General features: G+C 53.2%; 12 protein-coding genes. 7 read left to right on the forward strand and 5 right to left on the reverse strand.

All coding sequences use genetic code 11. The annotated features are described in order from the left end of the window. Nucleotides 1–103: 103 nt before the first annotated feature. The 3 genes from BFP99_RS33070 (at nucleotide 104) to BFP99_RS26135 (ending at nucleotide 2,379) form a co-directional block, all read left to right on the forward strand. Complete coding sequence (locus BFP99_RS33070; protein ID WP_003173944.1) at nucleotides 104–436, forward strand: IS66-like element accessory protein TnpA; 333 nt, start codon at nucleotides 104–106, stop codon at nucleotides 434–436. Then, entirely contained in the window at nucleotides 433–768 is a 336-nt protein-coding gene (gene tnpB / locus BFP99_RS33805; protein WP_003177794.1) for an IS66 family insertion sequence element accessory protein TnpB, read from the forward strand. Before BFP99_RS33070 ends, tnpB begins: the two co-directional genes overlap by 4 nt. Nucleotides 769–849: 81 nt before the next feature. Continuing rightward, nucleotides 850–2,379 (forward strand): IS66 family transposase, encoded by a 1,530-nt coding sequence (locus tag BFP99_RS26135; RefSeq protein WP_042944682.1) that lies wholly within the window; start codon nucleotides 850–852, stop codon nucleotides 2,377–2,379. A 17-nt stretch (nucleotides 2,380–2,396) separates the two neighbouring features. Here BFP99_RS26135 and BFP99_RS26140 read toward each other — a convergent pair whose 3' ends face one another. Further along, nucleotides 2,397–2,855 (reverse strand): winged helix-turn-helix transcriptional regulator, encoded by a 459-nt coding sequence (locus BFP99_RS26140; protein WP_003429427.1) that lies wholly within the window; start codon nucleotides 2,853–2,855, stop codon nucleotides 2,397–2,399. A gap of 96 nt (nucleotides 2,856–2,951) precedes the next feature. Between BFP99_RS26140 and BFP99_RS26145 the strand changes: the two genes are divergently transcribed. Further along, entirely contained in the window at nucleotides 2,952–3,899 is a 948-nt protein-coding gene (locus BFP99_RS26145; protein WP_065947525.1) for an aromatic alcohol reductase, read from the forward strand. A gap of 354 nt (nucleotides 3,900–4,253) precedes the next feature. Beyond that, nucleotides 4,254–5,660 (forward strand): conjugal transfer protein TraG N-terminal domain-containing protein, encoded by a 1,407-nt coding sequence (locus tag BFP99_RS26150; RefSeq protein WP_256098233.1) that lies wholly within the window; start codon nucleotides 4,254–4,256, stop codon nucleotides 5,658–5,660. Nucleotides 5,661–5,697: 37 nt separating this feature from the next. Here BFP99_RS26150 and BFP99_RS26155 read toward each other — a convergent pair whose 3' ends face one another. Next, nucleotides 5,698–6,060 (reverse strand): DUF3742 family protein, encoded by a 363-nt coding sequence (locus BFP99_RS26155; protein WP_065948570.1) that lies wholly within the window; start codon nucleotides 6,058–6,060, stop codon nucleotides 5,698–5,700. A gap of 200 nt (nucleotides 6,061–6,260) precedes the next feature. On the opposite strand from BFP99_RS26155, the gene BFP99_RS26160 reads away from it, so the two are divergent. Together BFP99_RS26160 and dsr1 are read left to right on the forward strand one after the other, a co-directional pair. Continuing rightward, complete coding sequence (locus tag BFP99_RS26160) at nucleotides 6,261–7,628, forward strand: AAA family ATPase (protein ID WP_065948571.1); 1,368 nt, start codon at nucleotides 6,261–6,263, stop codon at nucleotides 7,626–7,628. Nucleotides 7,629–7,776: 148 nt separating this feature from the next. Next, on the forward strand, nucleotides 7,777–11,589 hold the full coding sequence (dsr1, locus tag BFP99_RS26165) for an anti-phage defense-associated sirtuin Dsr1 (RefSeq protein WP_065948572.1): 3,813 nt from the start codon (nucleotides 7,777–7,779) through the stop codon (nucleotides 11,587–11,589). 157 nt (nucleotides 11,590–11,746) lie between these two features. Here the strand turns inward: dsr1 and BFP99_RS26170 are convergent, their stop codons facing one another. The 3 genes from BFP99_RS26170 to BFP99_RS34205 form a co-directional block, all read right to left on the reverse strand. Next, entirely contained in the window at nucleotides 11,747–12,271 is a 525-nt protein-coding gene (locus BFP99_RS26170; protein WP_256098229.1) for a hypothetical protein, read from the reverse strand. Next, entirely contained in the window at nucleotides 12,229–12,519 is a 291-nt protein-coding gene (locus BFP99_RS26175; protein WP_065948574.1) for a type II toxin-antitoxin system TacA family antitoxin, read from the reverse strand. Before BFP99_RS26175 ends, BFP99_RS26170 begins: the two co-directional genes overlap by 43 nt. A 602-nt stretch (nucleotides 12,520–13,121) precedes the next feature. Next, entirely contained in the window at nucleotides 13,122–13,397 is a 276-nt protein-coding gene (locus BFP99_RS34205) for a winged helix-turn-helix transcriptional regulator (protein WP_065948575.1), read from the reverse strand. Nucleotides 13,398–13,687 lie beyond the last annotated feature (290 nt).

Raw genomic sequence — 13,687 nt, forward strand, 5'->3', positions numbered from 1 at the left:
GTAACCGTCCGAGCAACACATCTTCCTGATGCCATCGGTTAAGGCGATGGTGTCCACCTAAATTTAAGTGGACACCATTTTTAGCCTTTTTAAGCGGACGCCCATGCCACAAGAACGCCGTTCCTATTCCAAGTCCTTCAAGGCCCAGGTCATTACTGAGTGCGCCCATCCTGACACTTCAATTGCCAATGTCGCCTTGACCCACAACCTCAATGCAAACCTCGTCCATAAATGGATTCGGGTGCATGCGCAGAAAAACCTGGCACTGCAAACTGCCTTCATCCCGGTCAAGACTTCGCCGCCGGTGCCGATGCATCAGGCCCTTCCTGCCACGATCCGAATCGAAGTGCCGCATCCAAAAGGTGTAGTCGTGGTGAGTTGGCCAGCAGAAAATGCAGCGGCGTGTTCTGCTTTCCTACGAGACCTGCTGCGATGATCCGCGTCGATTCCATCTGGCTCGCCACCGAGCCCATGGACATGCGCGCCGGCACTGAAACCGCGCTCGCACGAGTCGTGGCGGTGTTCGGTGCGGCGAAGCCGCACTGTGCCTATCTGTTCGCCAACCGCCGCGCCAATCGAATGAAAGTGCTGGTGCATGACGGCGTGGGGATTTGGCTTGCCGCCCGGCGTTTGAATCAAGGACGCTTCTTCTGGCCGGGTGTGCGACACGGCTCCGAAGTTGAGTTGGATGCCGAGCAACTTCAGGCCCTGGTGCTCGGTTTACCTTGGCAGCGCGTCGGTGCAGGCGGAATCATCTCGATGCTTTAACATCTGCCATGGCGTGCTTGCCAGCGCAATTGGCCCATCAGTCTATCGTCGCCATCAGCCCTCTCTGGCAAAATCGGCGGCATGACTTTGCATCCAAATCTCGATCAATTAAACCCTGAACAGCTGCGTGCCCTGGCGGCGCAGTTGATCCAGCGCGTCGAGACAATGGACAAGCAAATCACTCATCACAAGTCGGTCAACGAGAAACTGGCCCACGAGATCGCGCTGCTCAAACGCTTCAAGTTTGCCAAGCGCAGCGAGCAGTTGAGCCCGGATCAAGCCAGCCTGCTCGACGACTTGATCGATACGGATATCGCCGCTATCGAAGCCGAACTTGAGGCGCTGCAACCGGCACCTGTCGAAGCCAAAGTGCGCCAGCAACCCAAGCGCGCACCGCTGCCACCGCAGTTTCCTCGCACACTGATCCATCACGAACCGGACAACAGCCACTGCCAGTGCGGCTGCGCCCTCAAGCGCATCGGCGAAGACGCCAGCGAAAAGCTCGACTACACGCCCGGCGTATTCACCGTCGAGCGTCACATCCGTGGAAAGTGGGCCTGCGAGCAGTGTGAAACGCTAATCCAGGCGCCGGTACCGGCGCACGTCATCGACAAAGGCGTCCCGACCGCAGGCCTGCTGGCCCACATCATGGTGGCCAAGTTCGCCGACCATCTGCCGCTGTATCGCCAAGAGAAAATCTTCGGCCGCGCCGGGCTGCCCATCGCCCGTTCGACACTGGCGCAGTGGGTGGGTCAAACCGGCGTACAACTGCAACCGCTCGTGGAAGCACTGCGCGAGGCAGTGCTGGCCCAGCGAGTCGTCCATGCCGATGAAACACCCGTGCAGATGCTGGCACCGGGTGAAAAGAAAACGCACCGAGCGTATGTCTGGGCCTACTGCACGACACCATTCTCGGCACTGAAGGCGGTAGTCTACGACTTCAGCCCGAGCCGTGCTGGCGAACATGCGCGCAACTTCCTGGGCACTTGGAACGGCAAGCTGGTCTGCGATGGCTTCGCAGGCTACAAGGCCGGCTTCGAAGGGGGCATCACCGAAATCGGCTGCATGGCCCATGCTCGCCGCAAGTTCTTCGACCTGCATGTGGCGAACAAAAGCCAACTGGCCGAACAGGCGCTGCACTCAATCGGCGGCCTATACGAGGTTGAACGAAAGGCCAAAGAGATGAGCGATGAAGATCGCTGGCGATTACGTCAAGAAATGGCGATTCCTATCGCGGAGAAGTTGCATGAGTGGATGCTGGCTCAGCGCGAACTTGTGCCCGAGGGCTCGGCCACAGCCAAGGCTCTGGATTACAGCCTGAAACGCTGGGTAGCGCTGACGCGCTACCTCAATGATGGTGCTGTGCCCATCGACAACAATCGGGTCGAAAATACGATCCGGCCTTGGGCCCTTGGCCGTTCGAATTGGCTCTTCGCCGGATCACTGCGCAGCGGTAAACGAGCGGCGGCAATTATGAGCTTGATTCAATCGGCACGCATGAATGGGCATGATCCGTTCGCGTATCTCAAGGATGTACTGACGCGGTTGCCGACACAGAGGGCCAGTGCAATTGACCAATTACTACCGCATCAATGGGCACAGGGCTCCTAACACGCTATGAGCTACATTCAGTCCGACGCGTCTGAATCTAATGGTGTCGATGGAGGTATTTGCCATGCGGGTTTTTTGTCATCCTGACTGTCGAAAATACGCCGCGCCTTGCGGAAATCCTCAACGTTCTCGACAACCCAAGTCCAGATAGGTGACATGCGGATCAACAGTCCCATACCCAGCGGCGTCAGCTCATACTCGACACGTGGCGGAATCTCACCGAACTCCCGCCGAACCACTAGCCCATCCCGCTCCATGGAGCGTAGCGTCTTGGTTAACATCCGCTGAGTCACCCCAGTCATCTGCCTTTTTATTTCGGCATGGCGCATCGTGCCGTAAACCCCCAGGGCATGCAGAATACCTAACGACCAGCGGCTACCTGCGTGAGCAAGCACTTCTCGTCTGACGCCATCATCGTCTTCTCTAAGCGTTCGGCAAATTGTTTCTGCCTGGCTGAGAGCCTCCTGATCGGTCATTTCATTCTCTGGTATCACAGGTGTGCCTTCTTACGAACGTTGCCTAATCGTGCAAGCATTTGTTCATCTTACAGGCAACAGGTCTCAGGAGAAATCATGACCGAAGTGACCCAGCTTTCCCCCCAATCCATTCTCGTTCTAGGCGCCGGTGAGCTTGGGCTGCCGGTTCTGCGCAATCTTGCGCGAGTAGCAAAGCGCGCGCCCGGCTCCACAATCAGCGTCCTGCTCAGGGATTCGACCATCAACACTCAGGTGCCCGAGAAAAAGGTCGAAATCGATGAGCTTCGAGGTCTTGGCATCCAGATGGTGGCCGCAGATCTCGTGAATAATTCAATCGATCAGTTGGCTGAAGTGTTCGCACGGTTCGATACCGTAATAGGCTGCGCAGGCATGGTTGCAGGCCGGGAAACCCCGATGAAGCTGGCTACAGCAGCTCTCAAGTCCGGTGTGAAGCGCTACTTTCCTTGGCAGTTTGGTGTCGACTTCGAGGTAATCGGTCGGGGCAGTCCTCAAGATCTGTTCGATGCTCAGCTTGATGTACGCGAATTGCTTCGCGCCCAGGATAAAACTGAATGGGTAATCATCTCGACGGGTATGTTCACCAGCTTTCTATTCGAGCCAGTATTCGAGGTGGTTGACTTCGAAAACGATACCGTGAACGCGCTAGGCAGTCTTGAGACCAGCGTGACGCTCACGACTCCAGAAGACATTGGTGCGTTGACAGCGGAAATTGTTTTCTTCGAACCTCGCTTCCGCGATCAGATTGTGTACCTCTCGGGAGATACAGTGACGTACGGAGAGGTTGCGAGCCTCCTCGAACGTGTACTGGGTCGCCCGTTCAAACGTAACGTGTGGACTGTTCCGTACTTGCTCCAAGAATTGGAGAGAGACCCAACGCATCACATCAAGAAGTACCGCGCTGTGTTCGCCCAGGGCAGAGGCGTGGCCTGGCCTAAAGCAGGCACTTTCAACGCGCAGCAGTCGACTCAAGTCACGACCGCTGAGGAGTGGGCCCGTGCAAATCTGGCAACCTCATCAGCATAAGGGCAGTAGCTGAACGAACGTTCTCGCGCTCGGAGTTGACCTGCTAAAAAGCTCCTCAGTCTGATAATGGGCGCTGATAACCGAAGCTAAGGCGCGGAGAATGGGTCTGGTAATCCAAGACGACCGAATCTTTATCTTATCCGCACCATCTGCCGAGGTCTGAGGCGTCCCACTTCACTATCTATTGAGTTTTCTAAGCGCGAATTCCGAACCACGGTGACTTAACCAAGCGCTTACTAAAGCCTTGCAAATGAGCGTGGTTTTGAGGAGCACGGGGGAGAATGGTGTGGTCAAGGTGTGTCTGCCGGACGCTTACTCAGCAACGGCATTTGGGATGTCTTACTCGACTCCGGCATGTTCGCCCTCCCTATCTTCGCCATCCTCCTCCAGGAGTGGCTCAAAGCGCGTGGCGAAGGGGCTGATGAGGGTAACAAAGGCCTGCTGGCCAGCACACGAATCGAAAGCCGTCTTTGGTTGGCGACCGCTGTGATCATGTTTGCAGGCATGCCCTTCATCCACCTTGATCTCAGTACGCTGCAGTTCGATGAGAGCCGCTCCGAACAATGTCAGTACCAGATTCCTGCTCCTGCTGACACGGGGTGGGGCCGATCCTTCACCACCCTAAACAATCAGAGTGCACAAGTGCCTGTGTGGTGGTTCTTTGTACACTCGATGTCAAAAGCAGTGACCGGCGCGGCCGTGGCGGCCATTCCGTGCGGCACTGATCTCAGGCAGATGCGCATGCAGGTGAATAACACGCGCTTGCATGATCCGGTGCTCGCCCAAGAGGTCGCCGACTTCACCAATGACTGCTACGGCTACTCCCGAGCAAAGCTATTCATGAATCGCCCGAGCCTCACTGACGAGCTGACAAACGATATCAATTGGATTGGCTCCAAGTACTTCTCCAGCCAATCAGGCTACTACGACACCTACCACTCAAGAACACCACGTTCGGAGTGGCCCTACGATCCAGTTAGAGACATGGGACTCGCCCAAGTTAAGAATGGCGGCGGTTACCCAACATGCAGCCAGTGGTGGGCTGACGGCGACCGAGGCCTACGCGCTCGATTGCTCAACCAGGTCGACAGCACTTTGCTGGAGCGCTTCATTCGCTGGGCCAGCTTCATGTCCCAAGATGAGGTCAACGACGCAATCATTCGGCAGGTGGTTTCGCCGAGTAGTCAGAGGATGACCCAGGGCAAGGTTTACACCGACTACGGTGGCCAGGCCGGGGGCTCACTGTTCAATGACATGAGTCGTGTGACAGGAACCGTTGGATTGACGGTGGGTACCCTGGCCTACTTTCCGGCGATGGACGTTGTACGCCAGGCACTGCCTATGGTGCTCGCCGCTCTCAAGATGGCTCTGGTGATCTGTATCCCACTGGTGCTTATGTTCAGCACCTACGACTTGAAGGCAACCATCACTGTTTCCGTCGTACAGTTCGCAATGATCTTCGTCGACTTCTGGCTGCAGATCGCACGCTGGATTGATACCACCATCCTGGACGCGCTATATGGAGCCAGCTCGCCTCACTCCACACTGAATCCGCTGATGGGCATGAACAACACGCAAGCCGACATGCTGTTGAATTACGTGATGGCTACGCTCTTCATCGTATTACCGGCCTTCTGGATGACCTCACTTGCCTACGCGGGCATCAAAGCTGGCTCAACCCTTAAGGGAATGAGCGACAGTACAATTGGTGCTCAACAACAGGGAGGTAAAGGCAAGGACACCATCCAGAAAGTGATTTAGCTCTTAGATAATCTCGAAAACAGAAAATCACCCATAGCTAATCATACTTCGGGTCATCGGATTTTTCGGGCGAGTCGTGATCGGGAAAGAGATCTTCGCCATCAAAACCCACGACCGGGTCTTCAGCATCAAATCTAGACTTTAAAGAAACTGCAAAGAACAGAAATGCAATAAAAACCAGTGCTAGCCAAAACACAAAATACAAAAGAGCTCCGAGTAACAAAATCTTAACAATCCACAACATTATTCTCGCCATCACAACTGGCGCGCCCTTCGCTACCAGCCAATCTATGAGAATCGCTTCGCGAAACGTGTTGCCTCTAAGGAGCCTTCCAAGGCTATAGCCTATACGATGAGCGAATCCGTTTTTTTTCATATCGTGTTCGTCCTGTTTTGTCATTTCGAATTTTCTTCGTCTCCATGATGAAATGGGCAAAAACAGGTTTGCAGAAGTCCAGCTGAAGTGGTTGCGGGAAAATTCCTTTTTTCACAACGGATTTCTCTTTATGTTTGCCTCAGGCTGTGGGGCTGCTACAAATGATATGATGCTGCACACAACGCACAGCACAGCATGTGTTTATCACACCGAGAAGATTTACGATGATTGAAGGCTACTCAGAGGAAGAGTTTGGCATCACCGTCCACGCACATGTGCGTCCGGCAGAACCAATTAGCTCAATTGAGCTGCTCAAGGGGCGGCATAAGGAGCTTGAGGAGATCCGTCGTGCTCTGTTTGCTAAAGGCCGTCACATGTTCATCTACGGTGATCGTGGTATCGGTAAATCGTCGCTCGCACAGACTGCTGCTTTACAATATCAGTCCTCTGACTCCGATATTATTCAGATCGGATGTACACGTACGAGCACTTTCTACGAGATTATGCAGAGTATCGCTGCAAGCTTGGTTGATAACCTTGAGAGCAAGGAAATACAGGCAAAAACCGGGATTAATCTTAAATTCTTCAGCTTTGAGCTGCTTGTCAAATCCGCGTCAAAACCTGAGATACCATCAGTAGCTAACATGGAACAAGCTCTCAACGTCATATCCGATGTCAGGGAGATTCACTCGGAAAAACCGATCATCGTCATTGACGAATTTGACGCGATTCAAGGAACTGAAGAAAGGTACAAATTCGCCGAATTTTTAAAAAAAATGGGAGACTCCGGTATCTACGTTCCCATCATTTTCAGCGGCATCGCAGCATCACTGGACGATGTCCTCGGTGGGCATCAATCCAGCATTCGTCAGTTATTCCCCATACAGCTTTCACCTATTTCTTGGGATTCGCGTTGGGATATTCTGGTGGAAGCACTTGAAGCCTTCAATATCGAGTTCGACGACGACATCAAATACCGGGTCGCGGGTATCAGCGATGGATTTCCCTACTATGTTCACCTAATCACTGAGCACCTACTGTGGGCAATCTACGATGACCCTGACACTTCACGGATTGCTGACTTCACTCATTACAACGAGGCTCTAAAAAAAGCCGTAGAAACAGTTCAAGAGCACATCCGCAAGCCATACGACTTAGCGACGACTCGGCATAGCCATGACTTCCACCATGCTTTATGGGCCGCTGCTGACACTTCAATTTTGTACCGCAATATCGATAGCATCTACGCGTCCTACGGGCGAATAATTCGCGATCTAAACCATGCGAATCCACAGGAAAAACTGATCCCGATTGATCGCAGAAAATTTAGTCAGAGGCTCAATACACTAACCAAACCCAGTCATGGCTCAGTACTTAGAAAAATGAGCGACAACCGCACAGGCTGGTACCAGTTCAGTGAAAACATGCTCCGGGGCTATGTCAGGCTACTGGCAGAAACAAACGGTGTTCAGCTTTGGATGGATGAAGCGAAGGTACCCAAACAACTGATAAATCCGCGGCCTAGCCCCATGGGCGGCAGCCGTAGATATCAATCAAGTATTCCTATTGGTATTGGTCTGAAAGACGATTGAAGGCCATTAGAGCCAACTTTTCTTGCAAGATGTCTAGCGAACCCGGAGCGATTCACGTCGAGAGGCATCGCCTCGGCCATATGGTTAGAATAACTCTAAGTCGACCACCGCTGAGATTACTCAATCGCCTTGTTCTGGGAGCAACGGAATGCAATTTGTAGCAGATGGGCCAGATGTCCCCGAAGAGCTCTTGCAAGCGCACGAAGAAGGGCGAGTCGTTTTCTTTTGTGGCGCAGGGATCTCATATCCTGCTGGGCTTCCAGGCTTCAAAGGGCTGGTCAACAAAATTTATGACCTCGCGGAAACAACGAAAACGGCCATAGAGCAAGAAGCGTTCAATAGTGAAAAATACGACGCGGTGCTAGACCTTCTAGAGCGGCGAATCCCCGGCCAGCGGAAAACAGTGAGATCCGCACTGGCTAATGCGTTGAAACCCAATCTCAGGCTCAAAGGGGCGACGGATACTCACGCCGCCTTACTGAAGCTTGCTCGAACAAGATCGGGCCCCCTTCGATTGGTGACCACCAACTTCGACCGGTTATTCGACACTGCAGCCAAGCGCTCCGATCAGAAATTTCAGACCTATACCGCGCCAATGCTCCCCATTCCTAAAAAAAGTCGTTGGGATGGCTTGGTTTTTTTACATGGCGTTCTACCTAAACCAGCCGATGAAAACGCATTGAATCGCCTAGTCATTACCAGCGGTGATTTCGGCCTGGCATATCTGACCGAGCGCTGGGCGGCAAGATTTGTCAGCGAGCTGTTCCGCAACTACATTGTTTGCTTTATCGGATACAGCATCAACGACCCGGTGCTGCGCTACATGATGGACGCTCTGGCAGCAGATCGTATGCAAGGTGAAATCACCCCTAAGGCGTGGGCCTTTGGCGACTGCGAGCCTGGGCACGAAGCCCGTAAAACCACCGAGTGGGAGGCTAAAGGTGTAACCCCAATACTCTATGATGTTGATACGGTCACCCACGATCATTTCCGTCTACACAAGACACTCCTCGCATGGAGCGAGACCTACCGGGACGGGATTACCGGAAAGAAGCAACTGGTATCTGTGAATGCCCTTGCACGCCCTTCAGCCAGCACCAAGGAGGATAACTTTGTCGGAAGAATGCTATGGGCGCTTTCAGACAAAACTGGCGCTCCGGCTCGTCAGTTCGCAGAGTTCAACCCTGCACCTCCCCTTGAATGGCTGACAGAAGCATTTTCTCACCCCGGCTTTAAGCACAGCGACCTCAACCGCTTTGGCGTTTCCACCCCGCAAGAGGTAGATGAGAAGCTGCAATTTAGCCTGGTTGATCGCCCTCCTCCTCACACAATGGCGCCCAGGATGCGGCTTGCCTCTGGCGACTTCAATAGTGTCCGACTGGATGAAATAATGTCTCAACTGGCGCACTGGTTAGTCAGACACTTAAATGATCCACAATTGATACTGTGGATAGTAGCTCAAGGCGGAGTCATGCACAGCCACCTCGGGTCGCTGGTCGAAGATCGGTTGAGTCACCTCGCATCCCTGCAACGGGACAGCAAGAGTTTGGACCTCAAAGAGATAATCACCCACTCACCAAATGCTATCCCTACCCCCGAGATGGAGGTGCTATGGCGCATATTGCTCAGTGGACGAGTGAAGTCGCCCTGGCAGCGTGCTGATCTGTATCGGTGGCTGGATCGCGCCAAAAAGGGAGGGATGACATTACTGTTGCGGCTAGAACTTCGCGAGCTACTGGCTCCCAAGGTGCTTCTAAAAATGCCGATCCGATGGGGTGAGCAGTCTAGCGATACCAGCGGACCGAAGCGCATCAAGGACAGCGTGGGTTGGGAGCTCGCCTTGGCTGCAAACAATGTCCACTCGACATTGAAAGGCCTTATCAGAACGGACTTTGGCGAATACCTTCCTGGACTAGTTCACGACTTCGAGCACCTTCTCATGGAGGCACTAGATCTCCTGAGCGTGCTAGGCGAAGCAAACGAACGCTATGATCGATCCCACTGGGATTTGCCATCAGTCACTCCGCATCCCCAGAACCGCGGGTTTCGTGACTGGGTTACTCTCATCGAGTTGTTGCGCGATGCGTGGCAAGCTATCCGACAGGAACATCCGGCACGTGCCAGTCAAATTGCCATGCGATGGTTCGACGTCCCATACCCCACGTTCAAACGACTGGCGCTCTATGCTGCAAGCCAGGACAAGTGCATTGCTGCCAAGCTATGGGCGTCATGGCTAACGGCTGACAATGGGTGGTTGCTATGGACGCCGGGGGCGAGGCGGGAAGTATTACGCCTTCTAGTTATGCAGGGCAGCCAGTTATCTGGAGCGGCAGGCGCTCAGCTTCAGCGAGCTATTTTGAAAGGCCCACCCCGTGCGGTTTTCCGTGACGATATAGAACCTGACCGTATGCGAGACAGTGCAGATCGCTGGATCTGGCTTCTTCTGGCTAAGCTCAAAAGCTCAGGGCTTGAATTGAGCACCGCTTCAATAAAGCGTCTTAAGCAGCTCTCAACTGCCAACCCAAATTGGCGGCTTTCAGAAAATGAGCGTGACGAATTCTCGCATTGGATGAGCGGTACTGGAGATGCTGATTTTGAAACGAGCATCATAGAAATAGTCGCCCCTACCAAAAAAATAGATTTGATTGAATGGCTAAAGCTTCCATCCCACGATTCATCTGAGATCAAGCGCGACACATGGAGCTCCACTTGTCGCAAGCATTCCCTGAATAGCCTTTACGCTCTCCACGACCTCTCCCAGCAGGGAGTTTGGCCAATTGAGCGGTGGCGTGAAGCACTTCGTGCCTGGTGTGACAAACGCCTGCATGACCGTTTCTGGACGCATGCCGCCCCGGTTGTCATGGCTCTTCCAGATCATGTGCTGCTTCAGATCGCTCATAGCGTCTCGAACTGGCTGGAGCTCGTCTCCGATAAAATCTTCAAAGACGAAGACACATTATTCACGTTATGCCGGCGCTTGATGGACCTACCCTCAGACCCCCATGAAGAATCGCAAAATGATGAGGACATGGCTCGGCCTGTTACCGATGCAATCAACCATCCCATCGGCATGCTCACGCAAGCACTTGTAAACCGCTGGTTTATTAGTGCTCCTCACGATAACCAAGGTCTTCCCCTCATATTGTCCAACCTCTTCACCGATCTGACCGATACGAGCATCCCCCAATTCCGTCATGGGAGAGTTATCTTGAGTTCGCACCTGATCTCACTTTTCCGGGTGGATAAACCATGGACAGAACATCACCTTCTTCCTTTGATGAACTGGGATCTCGATGCGCTTGAGGCGAAGGCTGTATGGGAGGGGTTCCTGTGGTCTCCTCGTCTGTACCAACCGCTGCTAGGAGCGTTCAAAAACGAGTTTTTGCAGACCACCCATCACTATGATGAATTGGGAGAACACAAGCAGCAGTTCGCGGGATTCTTCACCTACGCCGCGATAGGGCCAATTGATGGCTATTCCGTCGGAGAGCTTCGTGCGGCGCTAGCCGCACTGCCGAGTGAGGGACTGGAGGAGTCGGCCCAGGCTCTCTCACAGGCGCTAGAAAGTGCTTCTGATCAGCGTGAAGAATACTGGGAACACCGTATACAGCCATTCTGGCAGCAGATTTGGCCTAAAAATAGAGATCTTAGAACGGCAAGAATTGCGGAATCTCTTGCTCGACTTACGATTGCAGCTGGGGATAAATTCCCATCGGCTTTAAAAACCGTAGGGGATTGGCTGTGTCCATTAGAGCAACCCTTTTTCATAGTGCACAGCCTTGAAGAGTCGAAACTGTGCACCCGATTCCCAGCAGACGCACTAAAGCTGCTTGCCACAATCGCTGATAACCCTGGCTGGCATTCTCAAGAGCTTCAAAGTTGTCTGACTTCGATCGTCCAAGCCAGCCCGGATTTAAGGAATGACCCAAGGCTTCAAAAGCTTCAGGAGCTGATTCGGTAGTAGTGCCGTCGCGCCAGATATGGGGGATGATGGGTTCGATCCGACGGCATTTGGTTGCGAATGGACTAATCAATGGCTGAAAAGGCAGGTAAAGGGCTGATCAGCACCTAGAGCGGCTTGCGCCGCCGGCACGCTAGCGTGGCCGGCGGAGGACCGCTCAGCGGCGAAGCGATACCATCATCGTCAGAGGAGACAAATCTGGATTACGCTCGAACCCGGCATGCTTGGCGTAAAACTGTGCCAAGCGCTCCGTAAGGGGGTGAACCAAGATGGCAGATGATGCCACCGTCTCAGACGCGATAATGGCCCGCGAAATTGCGTCATGAAGCAGATCAATCGCATAACCCTGCCCTTGTGCCGCCAGCGTCAATCCCATGCGACCCAAGATGGTCACTGGATGGACATTTGGGGTATTTCTCTGCAACTTCTTCGGAACGACGTCAGCCCTGATGGCAGAACCGTTAGATAGCGTGTAGTAGCCCGCAACCTTATTCGTTCCGTGAAAGCAGATCACATAGACAATTGCCTGCTTTTGAAGCTGAGCCACAAGAGCGCGTTTTTTCAGATAATCGTCGATTGAAGGCTCACCGCTCACAAACTCCGAAACGTCGTGTTTTTCAGTCAGCTTTTCGGGCGCGCTTAGCGCCATCTCGTTTTGCGATTCAGCAGGATTTGCAGACATTTGTTTTCACTCAAAGGTGCAGCGTTGAGCGCCTCCTCGAAACGGTCGAATGCATCGTCACTGAGATGGAATACCTGCTGGTCCATAATCACCTCTTGAGCCCGCTTACTCGCCGCGTCAAGGATGAAGCTAGTCCGATCCATCTTCAGCACTTCCACGGCCGCATCGATCAGGTCGCGTGTTTGAACATCTACTCGGATGTTCAACTGTTGTTTCGCGGCAGTGCCGCGATCAGTACTGGTATTCATGAGTTGCCTCGGTTGCGCACCATGCGCGTAAAGAACTTTTGGCCATCAGCCTCCTGCGATTAATTCAGGTCGTCACGGGATCACGACTTTCTAACGGCATTGAGCAGGAGTAAGCGTTTCGAACCCGAAACAGGATTTTGTGGATGTCTTGCACGGTTGGTCACCAATTGGATTAAGGAACACAGAGAGTAACACACGTATAGCAACCGTATATACGTATATCATTCGCTATACATTTTTCTGACCAAAGGAATCTGCGGTGGACCGCAGCGGAGGACGGGGTAATCGCCAATCACTCGCGGCTTACTCGAGATAATTGCGTAGCTCTGGGTGTTGGATTTTCACCCCTAAGGTGGGGCAGCCCAGGCTAGGTTGAGATCGGCTGGCTAATCGCATGAGTTGGTGAGGCTACTTCAGGAGCAGCCACCCGCAACCTCACTCCAGAGCCGAAGCGGTACTGGCAAACTTGATGTCTGCGAAATCGATTCAGACACGCGTCTGAAATCAGTCATCAATTGCGGGGAGGCGACTCCGAAACTCTCCTATATTGAGTATCTCGGAGGTCGGCATGAGAATCTGGCACCAAGCGAGCCGTCGTAGAGCTAGCGTTTCGGGATCTTCGCCCAGCTTTTACTTTGAAGCCAGCCGCAAATCATAATGTTCGCCCCCCTCCTAAGTGCCTGCGCTTTGCGCTGAATCAGCCCCTCCGCTTCCAATCGCTTCAACGCTTTCGCAACGGTTGGCCGAGACAAGTCGGTGAGCCGAATCAGATCCTCATAAGTCACGGTAGCATTTCCCGTGGTGAAATCTGTTCGGCAGCACAGCGCCAGGTAAAGCTTCAGCGAGGAAATGCATAAGTTTCTTACAGACTTGTGCATAGGGTCATATCTCACCTTGCTTCTCTACTCTCACTTTAGGTCGCTAAAAGAGATAATTTCTGTTGGAGGCTCCACCTTACAAAGTGGTTTGCGCCAATAACCCACACTGTGCCATCAGCGGTGTTTGCACCCAACCTCAGGGTAAGCAATATCGGCACCGACACCTAGGCGACCCAGTTGCCGAGATTTACTGCCCCAGTCTGACTCCTCGTGAATCATAGTCTGTGCTGGATTTTTGCAGGTTTGGAGATGGTACAGTCTTGCGTCGGCAACTGGTTCAACACAGGGCC

The sequence above is a fragment of the Pseudomonas sp. 1 R 17 genome (genome assembly GCF_900067035.1).
GTDB lineage: Bacteria > Pseudomonadota > Gammaproteobacteria > Pseudomonadales > Pseudomonadaceae > Aquipseudomonas > Aquipseudomonas marginalis.